Origin of the sequence: Niabella agricola (assembly GCF_021538615.1) — a bacterium.
Lineage (GTDB): Bacteria > Bacteroidota > Bacteroidia > Chitinophagales > Chitinophagaceae > Niabella > Niabella agricola.
The window spans coordinates 397,098-418,436 of record NZ_JAJHIZ010000003.1 but is presented as its reverse complement, the minus strand read 5'-3'; the positions used below and the strand labels follow the sequence as shown (position 1 = coordinate 418,436).

The 21,339-nt window shown below is 47.7% G+C and carries 14 protein-coding genes; 9 read left to right on the top strand and 5 right to left on the bottom strand.

The window, feature by feature from the left end; translation table 11 throughout:
• Positions 1-164: 164 nt before the first annotated feature.
• Together LL912_RS07200 and LL912_RS07195 are read left to right on the top strand one after the other, a co-directional pair.
• Positions 165-302, top strand: coding sequence for a hypothetical protein (locus LL912_RS07200; RefSeq protein WP_235552904.1), 138 nt, complete (start codon positions 165-167; stop codon positions 300-302).
• Positions 299-1,999 (top strand): sodium:solute symporter, encoded by a 1,701-nt coding sequence (locus tag LL912_RS07195; RefSeq protein WP_235552903.1) that lies wholly within the window; start codon positions 299-301, stop codon positions 1,997-1,999. Before LL912_RS07200 ends, LL912_RS07195 begins: the two co-directional genes overlap by 4 nt.
• 15 nt (positions 2,000-2,014) lie before the next feature.
• On the opposite strand, the gene LL912_RS07190 is transcribed toward LL912_RS07195, so the two are convergent.
• Complete coding sequence (locus tag LL912_RS07190) at positions 2,015-2,572, bottom strand: AAA family ATPase (RefSeq protein WP_235552902.1); 558 nt, start codon at positions 2,570-2,572, stop codon at positions 2,015-2,017.
• Positions 2,569-3,264 (bottom strand): M15 family metallopeptidase, encoded by a 696-nt coding sequence (locus tag LL912_RS07185; protein ID WP_235552901.1) that lies wholly within the window; start codon positions 3,262-3,264, stop codon positions 2,569-2,571. The genes LL912_RS07190 and LL912_RS07185 overlap by 4 nt, the downstream gene beginning before the upstream one ends.
• Before the next feature lie 180 nt (positions 3,265-3,444).
• Between LL912_RS07185 and LL912_RS07180 the strand changes: the two genes are divergently transcribed.
• Positions 3,445-4,674: a BaiN/RdsA family NAD(P)/FAD-dependent oxidoreductase gene (locus tag LL912_RS07180; protein WP_235552900.1), complete on the top strand. Its 1,230-nt coding sequence runs from the start codon at positions 3,445-3,447 to the stop codon at positions 4,672-4,674.
• On the opposite strand, the gene LL912_RS07175 is transcribed toward LL912_RS07180, so the two are convergent.
• The 3 genes from LL912_RS07175 to LL912_RS07165 all read right to left on the bottom strand — a co-directional run bounded on the left by LL912_RS07175 (position 4,671) and on the right by LL912_RS07165 (position 10,925).
• Positions 4,671-5,429: a response regulator gene (locus tag LL912_RS07175; RefSeq protein ID WP_235552899.1), complete on the bottom strand. Its 759-nt coding sequence runs from the start codon at positions 5,427-5,429 to the stop codon at positions 4,671-4,673. The two genes, LL912_RS07180 and LL912_RS07175, sit on opposite strands and share 4 nt — an antisense overlap.
• 336 nt (positions 5,430-5,765) lie before the next feature.
• Positions 5,766-7,559, bottom strand: a complete 1,794-nt coding sequence (locus LL912_RS07170; protein ID WP_235552898.1) for a beta-N-acetylhexosaminidase — start codon at positions 7,557-7,559, stop codon at positions 5,766-5,768.
• Positions 7,560-7,763: 204 nt separating this feature from the next.
• Entirely contained in the window at positions 7,764-10,925 is a 3,162-nt protein-coding gene (locus LL912_RS07165; protein WP_235552897.1) for a ligand-binding sensor domain-containing protein, read from the bottom strand.
• A gap of 274 nt (positions 10,926-11,199) precedes the next feature.
• On the opposite strand from LL912_RS07165, the gene LL912_RS07160 reads away from it, so the two are divergent.
• From LL912_RS07160 to LL912_RS07135, 6 genes are all read left to right on the top strand, one after another.
• Positions 11,200-14,220 carry a SusC/RagA family TonB-linked outer membrane protein gene (locus LL912_RS07160; protein ID WP_235552896.1) on the top strand — a complete coding sequence of 1,007 codons (3,021 nt, stop codon included), beginning with the start codon at positions 11,200-11,202 and terminating at the stop codon, positions 14,218-14,220.
• Between the two features lie 63 nt (positions 14,221-14,283).
• On the top strand, positions 14,284-15,819 hold the full coding sequence (locus LL912_RS07155; RefSeq protein WP_235552895.1) for a RagB/SusD family nutrient uptake outer membrane protein: 1,536 nt from the start codon (positions 14,284-14,286) through the stop codon (positions 15,817-15,819).
• A gap of 144 nt (positions 15,820-15,963) precedes the next feature.
• On the top strand, positions 15,964-17,139 hold the full coding sequence (locus LL912_RS07150) for a glycosyl hydrolase (RefSeq protein ID WP_235552894.1): 1,176 nt from the start codon (positions 15,964-15,966) through the stop codon (positions 17,137-17,139).
• A gap of 158 nt (positions 17,140-17,297) precedes the next feature.
• Positions 17,298-18,245 (top strand): glycoside hydrolase family 43 protein, encoded by a 948-nt coding sequence (locus tag LL912_RS07145; RefSeq protein ID WP_235552893.1) that lies wholly within the window; start codon positions 17,298-17,300, stop codon positions 18,243-18,245.
• Entirely contained in the window at positions 18,245-19,294 is a 1,050-nt protein-coding gene (locus LL912_RS07140; RefSeq protein WP_235552892.1) for a glycoside hydrolase family 43 protein, read from the top strand. Before LL912_RS07145 ends, LL912_RS07140 begins: the two co-directional genes overlap by 1 nt.
• Before the next feature lies 1 nt (position 19,295).
• A complete protein-coding gene (locus LL912_RS07135; protein ID WP_235552891.1) occupies positions 19,296-21,338 on the top strand; it encodes a family 43 glycosylhydrolase in 2,043 nt (680 codons plus the stop codon).
• Position 21,339: the final 1 nt, after the last annotated feature.

The window sequence follows — 21,339 nt, the reverse complement described above, 5'->3', positions numbered from 1 at the left end:
AACAGCTTTAGTAGTACTCAAAATAGCGCAGAGCCGCCGCCACCGACGCAATCAGCGTATCTGCGGCAATCATAAAAGCGCTTAGGAAAACGGCATTGAATCATGAATAGGCAACAGTGAATGGGAACGGCGGGATACGGATGATGAATCTTTAACGCAGATAAATGCAACAGAATAAGGATATACAAGATGAAGAAAAAGCGCCCCTGCTCGGGTCCTGGACAAGATGGTATGTGCTTGTGATCCTGGTGCTGTTGCTGCTGATTGCCTGCTTTTACTGGATTACAAAAAACTATTCATGAAATCACTGGATTGGTTTGTACTGGTTATAACATTGGCTGCCATCATCCTTTACGGGGTATATAAAAGCCGCACCACACGTGACCTCGACGGGTATTTCCTTTCCAATCGCAGTATGCCGTGGTACCTGATCCTGCTGAGTATCATGGGCACCCAGGCAAGCGCCATCACGTTTCTTGCAGCACCAGGACAAGCTTATACGGACGGTATGCGGTTTGTTCAGTATTACTTCGGGTTACCGCTGGCTGCCATTGTTATTTGCATTTCCTTTGTTCCGGTTTTTAGCCGGCTTAAAGTATTTACGGCTTACGAATACCTGGAGCAGCGCTTCGACCTGAAAACCCGGACGCTAACCTCCTTCCTGTTTCTGCTGCAACGGGGACTGTCTACCGGTATCAGCATTTATGCGCCTTCCATTATCCTGTCTGTGTTGCTGGGCTGGAATATTTATCTTACCAATCTTTTTATGGGCGGGTTGCTGATCATATACACCGTTACCGGCGGCGCCCGCGCGGTAGCCTATACCCAAACCTTCCAGTTCCTGATCATTATCGGCGCTATGGTTACGGCCGGATATTTTATAGTAAAAGACCTGCCGCCCGGTATTGGGTTCAGCGATGCATTGCTGGTTGGAGGAAAGCTGGGAAAGATGAATGTACTCACCTCCGGATTCAGGGAGGGCACATTTGACTGGGGCGACCGGTACAATATTTTCAGCGGTATGATTGGTGGCTTTTTCCTTTTATTGTCCTATTTTGGAACCGATCAGTCGCAGGTGGGCCGTTATCTTACCGCCCGGAGCCTTACGGAAAGCCGGTTGGGGCTGTTGATGAACGGAATTGTAAAGGTACCCATGCAGTTCTTTATTTTATTGATCGGCGTGCTGGTTTTTGCGTTTTACCAGTTCAATAAAGCGCCGGCATTTTTTAATGAACTGGAATTAAAACGGCTGGAACAATCGGTCTACAGCGACTCCCTGCATCATTTAAAGCTGGAACTGCAATCCATTCAGCAACGGAAGAATGCGGCGCTGGCATTGTATCCCGGTCAGCAGGAAACGGTTTTTCAACAGCTGCAGGCACTTCAGCAGGAAACCGATACGGTGCGGATGCAGATCAAAGGGTTGGTAAAAAAGAACGGAGGGGCGGATAATGATACCAACTATATTTTCCTGCATTTTGTGGTGGACTATTTGCCGGCCGGGCTGGTGGGACTGATCATTGCCATTATATTCCTTGCCAGTTGGGGAAGTATTGCTGCTGCGTTGAATTCCCTGGCATCCAGTACAGTGATCGATTTTCATAAACGGTTTTCCGCAAAAAAGAACCCGGATGAAAAGGACTACCGGATTTCAAAGCACTATACGCTTTTATGGGGACTCTTCTGTATTGCTGTGGCCATGTTTGTTTCCAATTGGGGCAACAGCCTGATAGAAGTGGTAAATGTGCTGGGCTCGCTGTTCTATGGTACGATCCTCGGTATTTTCCTGGTTGCGTTTTACTCCAAACAAATAAAGGGAAATGCAGTGTTCTGGGCCGCTATGATTGCCGAACTGATCGTGGTTGTTTTATTTTTTCTGAATGAATACAAAGTGATTGCACTGGGATTCCTGTGGCTGAATGCCATCGGGGCCTTACTAGTTTGGGGAATTAGTTTTTTGCTGCAGTTGCTGATGCCGCAACGGGATTCGTATAACTGATGGCTGCCGGTATAATTAAAGTCCCAGGCTTGCGATAATAAAATTACTGCGTTGCTGCGGGGGGCCGGTTGGTACTTCCACTACTTTATATTGATAATTGGTATAAGTTGCTTTCAGCTGTTCATAGGTAACCACTGCTTCCTCCCAGCTTTGTTTCCGTTCGGTATCGGTGGTATAAATTTCTTTCCAGGGAGGTAACATAAATACGGTTGGGTTGTACCGGTGTATTGATGCTGCTTTGTTCATGTCTTCAGAAATGCCCTGGCCGGTAAGGGTGGCATAACACAGGGTATCGGGTATACCGCGATCGAAGAAAAAGTGCTGATTTGGGTTGCTTTGTAGCTGTTTTAGGGTTGCCTGATAGCTTTCTAGGGATCGCTCCAGCATCAGGCTGGTGTAAAGGTCCTGATCTTTCCAGGGCAACGCGGTGCCTCCGGCTGCCATTTGCTCGCGGATGATCTCCCGGGCTACTTCCGGTACAATATGAAAATACGGGCCTTCCAGTACGGTCAGCAACGTGGTTTTTCCTGATCCCGGTCCGCCGGTGAGGATGTGAAAACGGTCAACGATCATTTAGGACATTTATTGAGTTGTTTAAATGAAAGATCCAGCACATCAAAGGCTCCGGTGGCATACGTATAGTGCCACCACTCGGAATCGAGGGGCTTAAAGCCATGCATTTGCATTACGTTTTTTAAACGCTCGCGGTTACGGAGTACCTGTGGCGGCAATGCGGTAAAGCTATGATGTGCGGTATCGGTAAAATTGTCGAACCCCGTACCCATTGGTAATTCCCTGCCGGTTTTGAGATCGATCAATGTTAGGTCTACCGCTGTTCCCCGGTTATGGTTGCTTCCTTTTGCAGGGTTGGCCACATACCGTTCATCCTTTACCAGCTCCCAGAACTTTTCGGAAACGGAAAAGGGGCGATAGGCATCAAATATTTTTAATCCCAGCCCTTCCGGTTTTAGCGCTGCCTGTACCGCAGCCAGCGCTTCGGCAGCCGGCTTTCGTAAAAAAGTAACGTGTGTGTTTCGCGGGTACATCAGGCGGTGCATAAAATTATCGGTAGTGGCATACCGGAGATCATAAACCATACCGGGTATCTTGGTTTTTAGTTCCACCAGGCGATTATCAGCGTTTTTACGGACAGCATCCTGGTAGTCTGCTCCGGATCGCAGAATCGGGAAGGAATAGGATTGGGCAGAACAGGACAAGGCAGCCCAGCATACGATAAGAAAACAAGAGCATTTACAGAAAGACATATGTTGCTGTTTCAGACCGAAAATATTACAACTTACTAAAACGGCCAATAGTTTTTGTTTTCATGCTGTCTACCCCCCGGGAGTTTAAACAGCAAGCAGGAGTCCGGATGAAAGCTGACTGCTTTTGAAATGACAGTATGACTAAAAATCCGGTGTCTTATCTTTGGCAAAAATTGAACATTGCGAAAAACAGTTTATATCATTGGAGGAGGGGCTTCGGGTTTTTTTTGCGCTGTAAATGCTGCGCGCATGAACCCGCAGCTGAAGGTAGTCATTCTTGAAAAAAGCAATAAACTGTTATCTAAGGTAAAGATCAGCGGGGGCGGGCGTTGCAATGTAACTCATGCCTGTTATGATATTGTAGAGATGACCCGGCGTTATCCGCGCGGCGGGCATTTTGTGAAAAAATTGTTTCACCAGTTCTTTACCAACGATACGATTGCCTGGTTTAAGGACCGGGGAGTGCAACTGAAAACAGAAGCCGACGGCCGTATGTTCCCGGTGTCGGATTCCTCGCAAACCATCATCGATTGTTTGTTGAATGAGGCGGGCAGGTATGGTGTGGAGATCCGCATGCAGTGCGGGGTAACAGGGCTTGAGCGAACCGCTGAAGGGTTTGCCATTTATACGGCCAAAGAAGTGTTCCATGGCGACTATGTATGCGTGGCCTGCGGCGGTTTTCCCAGGACTGAACAGTTCCAATGGTTAAAAAACCTGGGGCACACGATAGCAGAACCGGTGCCTTCTTTATTTACATTTAACAGCCCCCGCCATCCCGTTACCGCATTGATGGGCGTAAGTATACCTGATGCAAAGGTTACAGTGACCGGTACAAAACTGCAACAGCGCGGACCGTTGCTGATCACCCATTGGGGCATCAGCGGACCGGTTGTGTTGCGGCTAAGCGCCTGGGGCGCCCGGGAGCTGGCGGCGTTGAACTGGAACTTCAGGGCGATTATCAACTGGCTGCCGGAGGTTCCCGAGCCTTTATTAAGGGAGCGCATGGGGCAATGGCGGTTGGAAAAGGCGGCACAAAAGGTGGGAAGCAAAAATCAACTGGGATTGCCAAACCGTTTATGGGAATTTTTGCTGGAGCAGTCCGGCATTGATGCGCAAAAACGCTGGGCCGATCTGCCTTCAAAAAACCAAAACCAGCTGATCAAAAACATCGGCACTTTTGAGTTGCCGGTTGAGGGAAAAACAACCTATAAGGATGAGTTTGTTACTGCAGGAGGCATTATTCTTCCGGATCTGGATCCGCAAACTATGATGAGCAAAAAAGTTCCGGGGCTGTTTTTTACGGGCGAGGTGATCGATGTGGATGGGATTACCGGCGGATACAATTTTCAGCATGCCTGGAGCTCCGGTTTTGTAGCGGCCCGTGCAATGGTACAGTTATCGGCAGCTTAAGGGTTCATTTTCTTTGCATAATCCGTGGGGGTCATGCCGAATTGCTTGTGAAAGTTCCGTCCAAACTGGGTAAGGGAATTATAGCCCACCGTTTCTGCGATTTCATTCATATGATGATGTCCCTGACTGATCAGTACGGCCGCTTTTTTTAGCCGCGTAAGATTGATCATTTCATTGGGCGACAGATCAGAAATGGATTTTATTTTCCGGTAAAGGGTGGGCCGGCTCATGTTGAGCCGTTGCGCCAGGAATTCAACATCCAGGAGCGTATCGGACAAATGCGCTTCAATGAGTTGTTGCAGCTTTTCTAAAAACTGCTCATCCATCTTTGTATGCGCCATGGTTTTAATATGCGCCAGCGGCGATTGGGCAAAATAGTCTTTCAGCTTCATCCGGTTGCTGAGCAAACTGGCCACCTGCGCGTTCAGATGTTCCGGGGAAAATGGTTTTTCTATGTAGGCGTCGGCACCGGCATCCAGCCCCTCTATTTTTGATTGCAGTGTATTTTTTGCGGTCAGCAACACAATGGGGATATGGCTCCATTCGAAATGTGATTTTACATAATCGCAAAATTCCAGTCCGTCCATTCCCGGCATCATAATATCACTGATGATCAGGTGCACAATATGCGTATTCAACTGCTCTATGGCTTCATGGCCGTTCGTAGCTGTCAGAACAGCATATTTCTCTTCCAGGTCATCTTTCAGGAAGTCGAGAATCTCTTCGTTATCGTCTACCAGCAGAATGGTAAACATATCGGGGCGATTACTGTGCTCTGTGTGATTCAAGATTTTAATTTTTAAATCTGTTTGACCTCTTTCCAGCAGTCCGGCGCTGATTTTTCCGTGGTGAACGTGGCGGCAACCGGCCGGGATTTGTGCTGTATTTGACCTGCGAAGATCAGCGGGAAGGTAAGATCATTTACTGATGCGGTAAAAAAACAAGCCGCTTTGTTGTTTTTTGTAGTAGCATCCACTCGTTTCCCGCAGACCGGCGCTGATTTTTTCAGCAGATGAATGCAGAAAGCAATTGCCCGGCATTTGCACTGCAATGGATCTGCGAAGATCGGCTGGATTTCTTTTTATTTCGCCTTATTTGCTGAGCACCGCTTCTTCATACACGTTGCTGACCATCTTTCCGTTTTTAAACGTTGCCGATTTTATCAATACCGGGGCTTTAACCTTAAAGGGTCCGGCATATAATGTAGATTGAGCTGTAGGCTCATTGCCATCGGTGCTATACCGGATTTCCGGCTGATAACTATTGGTTTTGAAACTGATGGTTGCTGTATTGGTAACGCTGTCAAGAATGGTGGTCTGCCATACATTATAAGCGCTTTTCGCGTAGTTGATGTGCAGAAGATCGTAGCGGTTGTATTGTGTTTCCATGCGCCGGGTAAAGTCGGTCCATTGCTTGCGGTCCTTTGGAGTCCACCCGGTTTCTGCAATCGCTGCAGCACGGGGAAAGGTCATGTATGTTACTTTTTCGGGCGTATGGATGAATTCGCTCCACACATTTCCCTGCACGCCTTTTATAAAACGGGCTTCATCCGCTGTTAGCTCCTGGGGGCAGGGCTCAAAGCCATACACTTTTTCCAGGGTATTGATGGCGTGATCAAAAATGGCATTGGGCTCCAGGGAGGGTTTCCCCTGATAATAATCAAGATAGTAATAATCATAGGGCGTCATCACCACATTGTGTCCCTGCCGGGCGGCTTCAATGCCACCCTTAATTCCGCGCCAGCTCATTACCCAGGCGTTGGGCGCCAGCCCGCCTTCGAGGATCTCATCCCACCCGATATAATTTCTTTTTTGAGCAGTAAATATTTTTTCAACACGCTTTACAAAATAGCTTTGTAATTCGTGTTCATCTTTCAGGTGCTCTTCACGAATCCGTGTCTGGCACTTGGGGCAGCTTTTCCAGCGGTCCTTAGGTGCTTCATCTCCACCCATATGAACAACGGCTCCCGGAAAAATAGCCGTTACTTCTTTAAGCACGTCTTCCAGGAAAGCAAAGGTTTTTTCATTGCCGGCACAAAAGATGTCTTTTTGAATGCCCCAGCGGGTAAGGGTTTTGAAGGGACCGCCGGTGCAGGACAGTTCGGGATACGCAACCAATGCGGCAGAAGCATGCCCGGGCATTTCTATTTCCGGTACAATGGTTACATAGCGCTCCGCAGCGTAGGCCACCAGCTCCCTGGCTTGTGCCTGTGTGTAATAACCGCCGGTGGGAGTACCGTTTAACCGCCCCTGGGAGAATTCCGTAGCGGTTCTCCAGGCACCGATATCTGTCAGTCTTGGATATTTTTTGATCTCAAGCCGCCAGCCATGATCTTCCGTAAGATGCCAGTGAAACACATTCATTTTATGCATCGCCATGTAGTCGATCAGCTTTTTTAAAAAGTTCATGGAGTAATAGTAACGGCCGCAATCCAGCATCAACCCCCGCCACTCAAAACGCGGCCGGTCCTTAATCGTTACAGCCGGGATCTGCACCGGGCGCTTTGCCAGCGCTTCCGGATCAGCAGGCAGTAATTGCAACAACGTTTGTATCCCGTAAAAGGCGCCACTACTTTCAGATGCGCGGAGTATGATCCCTTTGTTATCAACGTTTAGCTGGTAACCTTCTTTACCCAGTGAATCCGGTTGTGACACCAGCTCAATAAAAAGTGTATTGGGTGCAGGCCCCTTTTTTTCTGTTACCGGAATGAAAAGCCCCGTTTGATCTTTTACTGCCTGCGACAGCATTTCGCCCAGTTTACGGGCGGGTGCGTTACCGGCGGAAACGCCAATTTTTGTGGCTGTATTCAACTGGAAGTAGCCCGGCTGTGTGGTTACAACCGCGGGCCGCGGTATAATCGCCGGTTCACTTTTTGTTTGAGCCATTGTATGGCCCCACACCAACAGGGAGCAAAATAAAATCAGAAAATGTAATACAGGGTTGTTGTGAATTGTTACAAAAGCAAGTCGTTGTTTCATATGTATAAATCGTTCAAATAGACAATAAGCGGTAAATTTAATTAAACTGCAGGTAAAAGCTAGGATAAATTGGTTTTATAAATCCGGCAGGCTTCACAATCGCACAAAATTTTAACGGTTGGTTTGCGATGCCATCTCCAGGTGATCCGGAAATGCCAGCTCAAAACAAACCTGTCTTTCATCATTTACAAGTCGGATGTCTCCCTGATGCAATTCGGTAAGCGATTTGGCAAGATAGAGGCCGATACCGGTTCCTGCAATGGTTTCCGTGCGTTTTGAGCGGAAGAACAGTTCGAAGATCCTTTGCTGGTCGGCAAAGGGAATCGGATCGCCGTCATTGCTGATAGTAATCTTGAAATGCTTATCCGGGCCGGGTTCTGTTAATTTTGTAGATACGTTCGTTTTCCCGTATTTCAGTGCATTATTTAGCAGGTTACTGATGATTTTTGTGAAGGCGTCGCGGTCTACAAACGCATGGAAGGGGGAGGGAGGAACCGTAAGCCTGAAATCGATATTCTTATTTTCAGCAGTGGGTTGAAAACTGCTCCAGATATCCGTCAGCAACTGGGTGATATTCGTTTTTATAAAATTCAGCGACAGTTGTTTTTCCTCGATTTTGCGGAAGTCGAGAAGCTGGTTGGTTAGTTCCAGTAGCCGTTCGGTATTCCGATGCATGCTGTTGAGGTATTTTTCTGTTTGCGGTGTTTTGTCAATTTGCCCCGAGATCTTTTCCAGCGGGGCTTTGATCAATGTAAGCGGTGTGCGTATTTCATGCGCTACCTTGGTAAAAAAATCAATTTTTGATTCCACCAGCTCTTTTTCTTTTTGCATAGCATACAGTTGCATTTTTCGTTTTTGCCTGTTGGCCAGGTTACGGCGGTAAGTGCGAACGATCAGGTAGGTTGCGGAACCGGCTAATAATAAATACATCAGGTAGGCAAATGGTGTTTTCCATAAGGGCGGACGAATGGTAATGCGAAGCATTCGCTCGTTATTTTGCCAGCGGCCGCTGCTGTTGGTGGAGCGTACCTTAAAAACATATTCGCCATGCGGCAGATTGGTAAAGTAAACGCTCCGGTTGGTCTTTATATAGTTCCAGTCTTTATCCAGTCCTTCCAGCTTATAAGCATATTCCACGTTGTCGGGAGCGGTGAAATTAATGGCTGCAAAATCGATATTGAATGTAGACTGGTCATGCGTCAGTGTAATGTGACGGGTAAGTAACAACGATTGTGACAAGGCTCCCTTACGCGTGGAAATGGTTAAGGGTACATTGAACACCGAAAAGTTGGTAATATAAACCGGCGGGATATAATTGTCGGGCTGCAGTTGGGCCGGGTCAAAGCTGATCATCCCTTTCACACTGCCATAGTAAATACGGCCATCCGAAGCTTTGAAACCGGAGGAGTAATTGAACTGATCCCCCAGCAACCCGCTTGTTTTGGTAAATGTGCGAAGCGTATGGTTGTGTTGATCCAATAATACCAGGCCTTTGGAAGTAGTGATCCAATGCCGGCGCTGGTCGTCTTCTGTAATAGTATAAATAAGGTTGCTGGGAAGCCCGGTTGCTGTGGTATAAATTTTTACTTTTTTAGTGAAAGGATGAAGGTTGTACAGACCATCTTCGGTTGCAATCCAAAGTGTTTTGTCAGACGATTCATGGATATAGGTGATCCGGTTCTCTGCAAGCCGGTCCTTACCCTGTTGTACCACCTGCAGTCGTCCAAAAATATTTTTCCGGGGATTGTAGTAATGCAGCCCGTCCTGGAAGGTACCGGCCCAGATGGTGCCATCCGTTGTTTCCAGTATGCTGGAATAAAATCCCCCTCTGGGGAAGTAACCCGGTGATATAAAGTTATGATTGCGGTCGTTGTAAATGTAAATGCCATTGGAAGTGCCAATCCAAACCCGGTTGTCGGATGTCTTATACAAGCTATGAATAAAGTTACTGCGCAGGTCATGGGGACCTGGTCCGGCGGTAAAATGGCGGATCACAGATGTTGTGCGCAGGTCCATCAGGTCCAGGCCATGCTCAAAAGTGCCGATCCAGAGGCGCTGTCCTTCATGCAGCAGGCCGTGGATATTGGTATGCGCGATGCCGGTGTTTGCACCGGTAGGCTTAAAATTTGTAAAGGTACCGGAAGCGATGTCAAATTTATTCAATCCCTCATCTTCCGTTCCAATCCACAGATGCCCCATGTTATCGGATGTGATCTCGCGGACAGCATTTCCACGAATGGAGCCAGGCCCGCTTCCGGGGAAATATTTTTCAAAAACGGGAATCTCTTTTGGATAATAATTGATCCCGCCAAAATACGTGCCGATCCAGATACCTCCTTCGCGGTCTTTGCAAAAAGAATAAACCGCGTTGTCGGTAAGCGCATAGGGGCTTTGATAGTTTTTTTTCAGGTTGGTAAACCGGTGCTGCTGCGCATTGTAAATATAAATACCACTTTCGGTTGCGATCCAGTATTCACCCGCTTTCGATTGCACAAAATCCCGGGCATAAATTTCTGTCTTATCGGTATTAAAGGTGAGAAGGTCCTCATAGGTTTCGGAGGCAACATTAAATTTCTTAATGCCCTGTGTGGCGGTGCCAATCAAAAAATATCCCTCGCCGGTATCGTAGATCCGTTCCAGCCAGGTAGATACGGCAGGGCGTGAATGAGCAAAGACCGACCGAAAATGGAATTGGCCGGTGGTCGTGTCATAGCGCCCTACCATACCAGATAGGGTACCCATCCAAAGCTCGTTGTTATTGGAAACGGTAAGTGTGGTACACAGTTCCCTTCCTTCGCCCCGGTGCAGCCGGGCTTCATGGCCGTTTCGGGGAAACTGGTAAAGTTTAAAATTGATTACCACCCAGAGATTGCCTTGCTGGTCTTCAGCGATGGCCCGTACCAGTTGCCGCGGTGTGTTGCGTAAATGTGAGAAGGTTTCATTTTCGGGATTGTATGCATAAATGCCGTGCTCGGTTCCCACCCAGATGGTTCCGTCTTTTCCTGCATGCAGTTGCCAGACCGAATTATTTCCCAGGCTGGTGGTATCACCGGCAATATTACGGAACACTTTAAAACTATAGCCGTCAAAACGGTTCAGCCCGTCCTTGGTGCCGATCCAGATAAACCCTTTTTTATCCTGGATGATGCAGGTGGCCGTATTGTTCGACAGGCCCCTTTCCACCTGGAAATGTTCAAAATAATATGGTTGTGCCCCGAGCGAAAAGGCCATCCCCAGGCAAAGTAACAGGCAATGAATGATACGGGTGTACAACCGGAACTGATTTTTTTCAAACCTACATAAAATTTCTTATTCGGTGTTTTTGGCTGTCAGCAGTCGATGCTCAGCCTTTAGATTTCGGTGCCGTATCCGAAGTTGGTTCTTGGATTTTGTCTTTTGTCAGTTTGTATTTTGCTTTTGGATCTTGTCTTTTAACATTTGGGATTTGGTTGATACAATTTGATGAAAGATTGAGACAAAATATGGAAGGATCAGGTTTTGAGTATGCTACTTTTGAGAGAACGTTGATTGTTAAATTTTACGCTATATGAAATGTAGATTTAAAATGCCATCGGATTGGGTCCGTTACGGGCAGTATTTATTGTTCTTCTTTTTTTTCTGCTCTTTATTTAATACAGTAACGGCACAGAATGCACAACCGGTTACCGGTACGGTTACCGATGAACGAGGAGCTGTGTTGATCGGTGCCAGTATTTCTGTGAAAGGAACAACCAACTCAACTTTGGCAGGAGAAAACGGAGCGTACCGGATTACTGTACCGGCTAATGGCACGCTCGTCGTTTCCAATGTTGGGTATACTTCCCAGGAAATACCGGTAAAGGGCCAGTCTGAAATCAATGTGGTACTGAAGTCGTCCGCTACGGATCTTAATGAAGTAGTAGTGGTGGGTTATGGAACACAATTGAAAAAAGACCTGACGGGTGCAGTATCCGTTGTAAGGACTTCGGATGTATTAAAGCGTCAGTCTACCACGGTGGCGGAAGCATTGCAGGGATTGGTTACCGGTATTCGCGTAAGAGGCGGTGGCCGGCCGGGTTCGGAAGCGCTGATACAGATTCGGGGTGCAAAAAATCTTACAGGAACCACCCCGCTGTATGTGATCGACGGGTTGATCACCGACGCGAATCGTGACTTTAACAGTTTCGACATCCAGTCCATCCAGATTCTGAAAGATGCTTCTGCAGCTGCCATTTATGGGTCCAGAGCTGCAAACGGGGTGATCATTATTACGACAAAGCAAGGGAAAAGTGGACCAATGCAGATCCAGGCGTCGGCTCGGTATACTGTTCAGAAAATGCCGCTGTATGACCTGATGGAAACACCCGAGTTCATAAAGCTGAATTACCAGGCCTATGATAACGCAGGCGTTCCGCGACAGAAACTGGATAGTACTGTTAATACCAACTGGCAGGATGTAGCGTTCCGCACAGGATCCATGAAAGATCTGAATATGAGTTTTTCCGGAGGTGGTGAAAGCGGTTCTTATTATGTTTCCGGCGGCTATTTCGGAAACAAAGGAACGGTGATCGGAACAAAATTTGACCGGTATAATCTGCGTGTAAATACACAGGGCTCAAAAGGTATATTTAGTATCGGAGAAAACCTGGCAATTAGCAATGCCAATGTGGCTGACATGCAGGGCAACCCGGTGGTAGATGTGTACCGCTTGTTGCCCACAATACCAGTGTATGATAATACGCACCCTGGCGGGTATGGATATGGCGATGAACAAAAAGCGAGAACCTTTGGTACCAACCCGCTGGCAATAGCCAATATTGTCAATTCTGGAGTAGACAACTTTCGTGTGAGAGGCAATCTGTGGAGCGAGTTGAAATTTACATCGTTTTTAAAGTACCGGCTGAACCTGGGTTATGAAACCAGCCGGGATCATTATAAATACCTGAAAAAAGATGGTTACTGGACCCTAAACCAGTCCTATGATCCTTCTATTGCCAATGAGAACCGGGCCTCTTATGAAAATAAGCTGGTTGAAAATACACTGTCCTTTAAGGAAAAGTTTGGAAAGCACGATATTACAGCTATTGCCGGGCAATCTTATCAGAAAATAAATTATGCCCAGATCTGGGGATCAAAACGCAATATTGTACAGGATGCCTCTGGTCATTATTATGATGTGCTGGATCAGGGTGATGGCGGACAATTGGGCGGCTACCGCCAGGAAGCGGATCTGATCTCTTACTTTGGCCGGGTAGAGTATGCATATGATAACCGCTACCTGATAAACGGCGTATTACGTTACGATGGAACATCGCGACTGGGTACCGGTCATAAAACCGGTTATTTTCCTTCCGTTTCCGCCGCATGGCGCATCAGTGAGGAAAAATTCTTCAACGTAAGCTGGATCAGTGATTTAAAGTTAAGAGCGAACTATGGTACATTGGGTAGCTCCAATATCGGGTATTATGACCCGTTCCCTGTGATCAATACATTCCCAACCATCGCCATGGGAAAAGATCAGCATATAGAGCACCTTGGAACACAGGTTAAACTTACCAATCCCGATCTTCGCTGGGAAACGCTGGAGCAGCAAAACTATGGATTTGATATTTCGGTGCTCAACAATAAATTAACTTTAACCGGGGATTATTTTATTGCAAAAACCCGTGATGTGCTTTATGAGGCACCGATTGCAATGACCACCGGTAATGATGGCGGTAACCCGCTGGTAAATGCCCTCTCGCTGCAAAATAATGGCCTGGAACTGGCATTAACGTACCAGGACAATGCGGATGAGTTTAAATACAGGGGCACGCTGAATTTTACATCCGTGCGCAATAAGGTATTGAAGCTGGGCTACCAGGGTAATGACCTTTATACCGGGCTGACCCGCACCACCGTGGGGCAGCCGCTGGGGATCTGGTACCTGCTGAAAACAGATGGAATCTTCCAAACGCAGGATGAAGTGAACAATTACAAAAACTCAAAGGGGCAGGTGATACAACCCAATGCAAAACCGGGCGACCTGCGGTTTATTGATCTGAATGATGACGGACAGATTACCAACAGCGATAAAATGGATATGGGACATGCATGGCCAAAATTCGAAACCGGGCTTAACCTGTTTGGCTCTTATAAGGGGTTCGCTTTGGCAATGGACTGGTTTGGTTCTTTTGGTGCCAAGGTGATCAATGGCCCGCGCATTGCAATGGACGGTTTTTCTGATAACGCCAACTATCGCAAAGGCATACAACCCTGGACACCCGAAAACCCTAATACAAATACCCCAAGGGCATTATATGCTTCCACATTAAATTCAAGAGGTGATATTGACCGCTGGCTGGAGAACGGTTCTTTCGTTCGGTTAAAGCTGATCAGCCTGTCTTATGATCTGCCAAAAGAATGGCTCTCAAAGATCGGGTTTACCAATGCGCAATTATCCGTTTCCGGTCAGAATCTAATCACTATTACCAAATATACCGGGCTGGATCCTGAGTTTAACAATACGAATATTTATGAAAGAGGATATGATTTTGGTGCATATCCCAACCTTAAAACGTTCTCTGTAGGATTAAACTTCGGTTTTTAAAACGAGCTGATTAAAGTGCTATTCCGGTTGGTAACATACCGGTAACTACTAAAAAATATTCCGATGAAAAAGAGTTTATTCATTATACTAATTGTACTGTTACTGAGCTCCTGCAGTAAATCCGTGCTGGACCAGTTAAACCCGAACGCCATGCCGGTTTCACAGTTCTGGAAAACAGAAGATGATGCCCAGAAAGGGGTGAATGCTATTTATGCGATGTTTTATCAGAACGGCAGCTGGAACCGCTGGATCTATTTCAGGCTGGACCTTACCTCCGATGAGGGAATGAGCAAGAGTCCCTGGGTGGAACTGGCAGACTGGACGCGTTTTAATTATGTAAATTATAATTTTTTCGAAGGCAATGGAAACACCTGGAAAGATACCTACAAAGCCATCTTCCGGGCAAACCAGGTATTGAAATTTGTTCCGGATATCCCTTTTGCGGACGAAAAGAAAAAAGCGGCCATCCTGGCCCAGGCAAAATTTTTTAGAGCGTTTTATTATTTTTATGGCGCGTTGCTTTGGGAAAACATGCCTGTAATGACCGATCCGCATCTGGATGATCCGGGATATACACCCCCTGCCGGTACATTAGCTGATGTGTGGACCCAGGTTGAAAAAGATCTCAAAGAGGCATTGCCGGACCTTCCGGTAACCTGGGATAATCCAAATGCAGGACGTCCTACCAAGGGCGCTGTAAATGCTTACCTGGCGCGGATGTATATGCAGCAACATAAGTGGGCTGAGGCAAAAACCGCCCTGGATTATTTCTTTACAGGCGAAGGAAAGGGATTGTACCAGTTGGTAGACTTTAAAGAAAACTTCCGGGCAACACAGGAAAATAACGCGGAATCTGTATTTGAGATCCAGTTTTCCGATGCCAACAAAACAGGGGAGGGCGACGGTGTGAACGCCAATATGGGAAGCAACCGGACCCAATTCTTCGCGCCGCGCGGCATCGGCTGGTCCGATGGACAGGCCCGCTTCTGGCTGGTGCAGGAGTTTAAAAAAGAAAAAACGCTTAGTGGAGAAATTGATCCACGGTTGCGCTACTCCCTGTTTTATCCTGACCTGGAAAAAGATTTCGGAGATAAGATATATGGCAAAACCTGGGCAGAGGGGAAATGGGGTCAGGATGAAGCCTGGTTTAAAAAATACTCGAGAGACTACTATCGCAATAATGAGGATTATTATTCGGAGGTAAATAACCGGCTGGTTCGCTATGCGGATATTTTATTGATGTATGCAGAAGTATTGAATGAACTGGGGCAAACCGTTACTGCAGTGCCATATGTAGACCAGGTAAGGGCCCGGTCGGGAATGGCATCGCTGGCCACAGCATATCCCACGGCTATTTTAAGTAAGGATAATTTCCGTGAACGGTTAAAGGTGGAGCGGGCCCTGGAGCTTTGTGGCGAAAGCGTACGCTGGGCCGATCTGAAACGCTGGGGCGACCTGGAAACGCAGCAGAAAGTGGATGTGGTAGCACAGCGGGATCCGGATTTTAAAAACTTTACCGTGGGTAAACATATACGCCTGCCGTTACCGCAAACAGAAGTGTTGAACAATCCAAACCTGAAACAGAATCCGGGTTATTGATGAATGCGGGGGCTGTCAAAAGAAGCCCGGTACTGCTGCCGTTGATCTAAAACAATTTGGGAAATTTGGGGCAGTACGGCCGTTCATCGTAAAATGAATACATGCTTCAGCAATAAAACAATTATATAAAACCATAGTGCAATTATGAAAAAGTTGAACCTCAGACATGTGATGAAAAAAACAATGGTATGGGTAGCCGCGGTCCTGCTGTTCGCTTCCTGTAACAACCCGGAAGCCGGAGGCGGCGATGAAACTGAAGAACCGGTTGCTGCCCGGGCCATATGGAGCGCGCAGCAGGCCAACGATTGGTATGCCAACCAACCCTGGTATGTAGGGGCCAATTTTTTGCCGAGTACCGCCATCAACCAGCTGGAAATGTGGCAGGCAGAAACCTTTGATACGGCTACTATTGATAAGGAACTGGCTTTAGCTGCTTCTATTGGGATGAATGTAATGCGGGTATACCTGCATGATCTGGTGTTTAAAAATGACGAGCAGGGATTTTATGACCGGATCAATAAGTTCCTGGAAATTGCCGACCGTCATAAAATAAAAATACTGTTTACGATCTTCGATTCCTGCTGGGACCCCTTTCCCAAAGCCGGCAAACAAAGAGATCCCAAACCGTTTACGCATAACTCCGGGTGGGTACAAAGCCCCGGGCAGGCCGTGCTGAAAGATTCTACCCAATACCCCGCACTGGAACAGTATGTGAAATCCATTGTTGGTAAGTTTGCCAATGATCAACGAATTGTTGCCTGGGATGTTTGGAACGAACCGGACAATATGACCGGCGCATCCTACGAAAAGGTTGAAATCCCCAATAAGGTAGCACTGGTATTGCCGTTGCTGAAAAAAACATTTGAATGGGCCCGTAGTGCCAATCCTTCACAACCCCTTACCTCCGGTGTTTGGGCGGGCAACTGGGAGGCCGACAGCACGCTGAAGCCCATCGAGCGCTTGCAGCTGGAAGAGTCGGATATCGTTTCCTTTCATTGTTATGATGATTCGGTAACGCTTCGCAAAAAGATCAGCCAGCTGAAAAGATACAACAAACCCATGTGGTGCACCGAGTATATGGCACGGCCGAATAAGAGTACGTTCCAGAGCTCGTTGCCTATTGGTAAGGAATATAAAGTGGCCATGATCAACTGGGGATTTGTAGATGGTAAATCACAAACTATCTATCCGTGGGATAGCTGGACAAAAACCTATACCGGAGAACCGCCGCTGTGGTTCCATGATATATTCAGGAAGGACGGTACCCCTTATAAACAGGAAGAAGTGGACTTTATAAAATCCATGACCGGGAAACCATAACATGGGAAATTAAAAACAAGTAGTTGTTTCCTGAAACCGGATCCCCGTTTGTGTCGCATCACGAACGGGGATCCGGATAAATAGTCCCGGAGAACGCTCATAAAGACTTTTTTTCGATCTTCGGTTTCTGTATCTTGAACTGCAAAACCCTGCAACACGTGTATCGATTTTTCTTTAGCTGCCTGATCTGCCTGGCAACAACGTCTTTTAAAGTGGCGGGCCAGTTGCCCGAAGCTCCCAACCCGCTGGTAGCAGATCCGACAATCTTTTACCACAAAGGCGTCTATTATCTCTATGGTACCAACGGGCATAACTCTAACAACGGATTTACGGCATATACTTCCACGGATCTGTTGACCTGGAAAGCCGCAGGGCCGGTTCTGACGCCCGGTGAGGCGTTTGGAACCAGGGGATTCTGGGCACCGCAGGTATTTACCTATAAGGGACGTTTTTATATGGCCTATACGGCGAACGAGCACATCGCCATTGCTATGGCCGAGAGCCCGCTGGGGCCCTTTAAACAAAAGGAGTTAAAGCCCCTGGAAGCCCCGGTACGGATGATCGATCCCTTTGTGTTTTTTGATAAGGGAAGGGTCTATTTGTATCATGTGCGGCTGCAGGAGGGCAACCGGATTTTTGTTGCGGAAATGGATGCAACGTTGCAACATATAAAGGAGGCAACCGCCCGCGAATGTGTGCATGCCGCAGATCCCTGGGAAAATACGGCAGCTGCAAAATGGGGGGTTACAGAAGGCCCCACGGTTTTAAAAAAAGGAGCTCGCTATTACATGCTTTACTCGGCAAACGATTTTCGGAATCCGGACTATGCGATCGGCGTGGCAACAAGCACCGCTCCGGTGGGCCCCTGGAAAAAGGAGCCGGGAAATCCGATCATCTCAAAAAAAAATACGGGTTTTAATGGCACAGGTCATGGCGATCTTTTTAAAGATAAAAAAGGCAACTGGCAGTACGTATTGCATACCCATTTCTCCAGCACAAAGGTAGGTCCCCGTAAAACTGCCATCATACAGATGCTGCTGCCTCAAAATCAAAATGAAACCATCACCGCTGATCCTGAAACATTCCGATTTTTAAATCTTCAATAATGATTCGATTTTTTTCTTTTCTCCTTTTTGTGATAATGATGGCCGGGTGTTCCGGCTCCAGAACAACTACAGCTGTACACAGGTTTACCAATCCCTTGTTACCTTCCGGTGCAGATCCTTACAGTTTTTATAAGGACGGCTATTATTACTATACCCATACCGCACAGAACCGGTTGGTATTATGGAAGACCCGGAATCTTTCCGACCTGAAAAATGCGGAACAAAAAACCATCTGGACACCGCCGCGTAATACCCGGTATTCAAAAGAGCTGTGGGCACCTGAGATCCTGTTTTTGCGCGGCAAATGGTATATGTACTTTGCAGCCGATGACGGCAATAATCACAACCACCGCATGTATGTGCTCGAAAACAGCGCTGCAGACCCGATGCAGGGAGCATGGGTGTTTAAAGGAAAAGTGGCGGATCCATCAGATAAATGGGCCATTGACGGAGATGTGTTTGAATATAAAGGGCAGCTATATATGATCTGGTCCGGATGGGCGGGTGACACCAACGGCCAGCAGAATATTTATATCGCCAAAATGAGCAATCCCTGGACGATCGAAGGGGAGCGGGTGCTGATCTCGGAACCCGAGCACAAATGGGAAAAATACGGATACCTGAAGGGCGAAACACCCGATCATGTGTATGTAAATGAAGGACCGCAATTCCTGATCCGCAACGACCGTATTTTTATCGTGTATTCGGCCAGTGGCTGCTGGACCGAAAATTATACACTGGGTATGCTAACCCTTAAGGATAATAAAGATCTCCTCAACCGGAACAATTGGGTAAAAAGTCCCGAGCCCGTATTTAAAGCCGCTCCTGAAAACGGCGTGTATGCTGCGGGGCATAACTCCTTCTTCAAATCGCCGGATGGTAAAGAAGACTGGATCCTTTATCATGCCAACCCGCAACCTGGTCAGGGATGCGGCGGGCACCGTTCACCCCGTGCACAACAGTTTACCTGGCGCAGAGATGGTACACCGGATTTTGGTCGCCCGCTGCCAACAAGTACGCCTTTACCAGAGCCATCGAAAAAGAAATAACATGAAAAAAGTTCTTTGTTTCCTGGCGATGGTGTGTTGGCTGCAGGCCGGTGCCCAGCGCCAGGCGGTCATCCATACAGATTTTCCCGATCCTACCATAATTGCTGCCGGCGGAAAGTATTATGCGTATGCTACCAACTCCGGTCCGGCCGGAAAATTCTTTCATATACAGGTAGCCGTTTCTGAAGACCTGGAAAACTGGGAGATCATCGGAGATGCGCTGCCGGAAAAGCCGGTATGGGGATATAAGGATTTCTGGGCTCCGCATGTTTTGTACAATGAATACCTGAAGAAATATGTGCTGTTCTATTCTGCTGAAACGGTGGATACCGCCGCGGGCAAGGCCATTGGTGTGGCTTTTGCCGACCGGCCGGAGGGGCCTTTTAAAGATTCCGGAAAACCACTGATTGTGCGACCCGAATTTGAAGCCATTGACCCGATGGTGATCAGGGATCCGCAATCCGGAAAATTTTATATGGTTTGGGGATCGGGCTTTCAGCCGCTGCGGATCCGCGAGATGGATCCGTCGATGACAAGATTTGCAACGGGATCAGCCGACCGGGCCGTGATACAGGCGGGAGCCGATAAGGATTATGGAAGACTGGTGGAAGGTGCCTGGATCGATTATAATGGCGGCTATTATTACCTGTATTACTCGGGGGATAATTGTTGCGGCATTGATGCGCACTATGCGGTAATGGTGGCCCGATCGAGGAATATCCAGGGCCCGTATACGCGCCTGGGAATGGTGGCTGCCAACAAAAGCAGTGTGATTCTCAAAAGTGATGACGCGATCATTGCTCCCGGACATAACTCCATCATAAAAGACTGGAGCGGTAAAAAATGGATCGCCTACCACGCGATACCGAAAGATGCATTTGATCAAAAGCGATACGGAAGGATTATGTACATCGACCGGATCGAGTACCGGAACGGATGGCCTGTTGTGGTACAGCAAAAGACTCCGGCTGTTTCCGTACGATGGACAGATAGTGTGACCGTTAGTACCGGTTACCGGAAAACTACATCCGGAGAAGTATTGCCGAACTATGGAGCGCAATACCCAAGACTGTTGCAGCTTGCGAAAGATCACTGGCTGGCCGCCTATACAGTATTGCGCAACAAGGGCTACCGGCAGGATCCCAAAGGTGGGTTGGAACTGGAAATTGCAGAAAGCCGTAACCGGGGAAAAACCTGGAAGCCCATCAGCTGGATCACAGATCCGGGGAGGGATCTGGACAATGCGCAGATGATCCGTTTACCGGATGGAACGGTGTTGCTGGCAGGCCGATCGGTTCGGTGGCAGGAGTCATACCGGCTGCCCGTATATAAGAGCCTTGATAATGGAAGCAGCTGGCAGCTGCTCAGCGTCATCGATGCCAACGAAGGTGCCCCGGGTGCCCTGGGAAAACCCGACAAAGGCATTTATGAGCCGCATTTTTATTTTTTAAAAGATGGGCGGCTGGCAGTGATGTATGCCAGTGAAAAGCATGTTACAGCGTCGCCTTCTTATAGCCAGATCATTGCGCAAAAAGTTTCGGACGATTTTGGAAAAACCTGGGGAAAGGAAATATGGGTGGCGCATACACCCGGCCATCCGCAATCGAGGCCCGGTATGCCGGTTGTAGACCGGATGCAAAATGGGAACTTCATTGCGGTATACGAGGTTTGTGGTCCGGAGGAATGTGGCATCTATTGTAAAACAAGTGCAGATGGCCTTCGCTGGGAAGAAGGGTTGGGAACAAAAGCACCGGATCAAAAGGCGGCGCCCTATGTGTTGGCGCTTTTGGATGGGAACCTCCTGCTTTCGTCCAACCTGGGAATGGTAACGGTGAGTGGCGATTATGGGCGTACCTGGAAAAAACAGCCCATGCCCTGGAATCATCCGGTACTTTTTCAAACCGACTGGACACAAACTCTATGGCAAAGTATGTATCAGTTTGATGCGCATACGATTGGTATTGTAACATCAAGAAAAAGGGCCGGGGGAGGACATGATATAAAAATCCGGTTTGGCCGCATTGAAAAAAGCGGTAATTTGTAGG

Bases quoted from the DNA above. Each gene is read 5' to 3' on its own strand.
- LL912_RS07200 (WP_235552904.1), top strand. From the start codon at position 165: ATGCAACAGAATAAGGATATACAAGATGAAGAAAAAGCGCCCCTGCTC.
- LL912_RS07195 (WP_235552903.1), top strand. From the start codon at position 299: ATGAAATCACTGGATTGGTTTGTACTGGTTATAACATTGGCTGCCATC.
- LL912_RS07190 (WP_235552902.1), bottom strand. From the start codon at position 2,572: ATGATCGTTGACCGTTTTCACATCCTCACCGGCGGACCGGGATCAGGA.
- LL912_RS07185 (WP_235552901.1), bottom strand. From the start codon at position 3,264: ATGTCTTTCTGTAAATGCTCTTGTTTTCTTATCGTATGCTGGGCTGCC.
- LL912_RS07175 (WP_235552899.1), bottom strand. From the start codon at position 5,429: ATGTTTACCATTCTGCTGGTAGACGATAACGAAGAGATTCTCGACTTC.
- LL912_RS07170 (WP_235552898.1), bottom strand. From the start codon at position 7,559: ATGGCTCAAACAAAAAGTGAACCGGCGATTATACCGCGGCCCGCGGTT.
- LL912_RS07160 (WP_235552896.1), top strand. From the start codon at position 11,200: ATGAAATGTAGATTTAAAATGCCATCGGATTGGGTCCGTTACGGGCAG.
- LL912_RS07155 (WP_235552895.1), top strand. From the start codon at position 14,284: ATGAAAAAGAGTTTATTCATTATACTAATTGTACTGTTACTGAGCTCC.
- LL912_RS07150 (WP_235552894.1), top strand. From the start codon at position 15,964: ATGAAAAAGTTGAACCTCAGACATGTGATGAAAAAAACAATGGTATGG.
- LL912_RS07140 (WP_235552892.1), top strand. From the start codon at position 18,245: ATGATTCGATTTTTTTCTTTTCTCCTTTTTGTGATAATGATGGCCGGG.
- LL912_RS07135 (WP_235552891.1), top strand. From the start codon at position 19,296: ATGAAAAAAGTTCTTTGTTTCCTGGCGATGGTGTGTTGGCTGCAGGCC.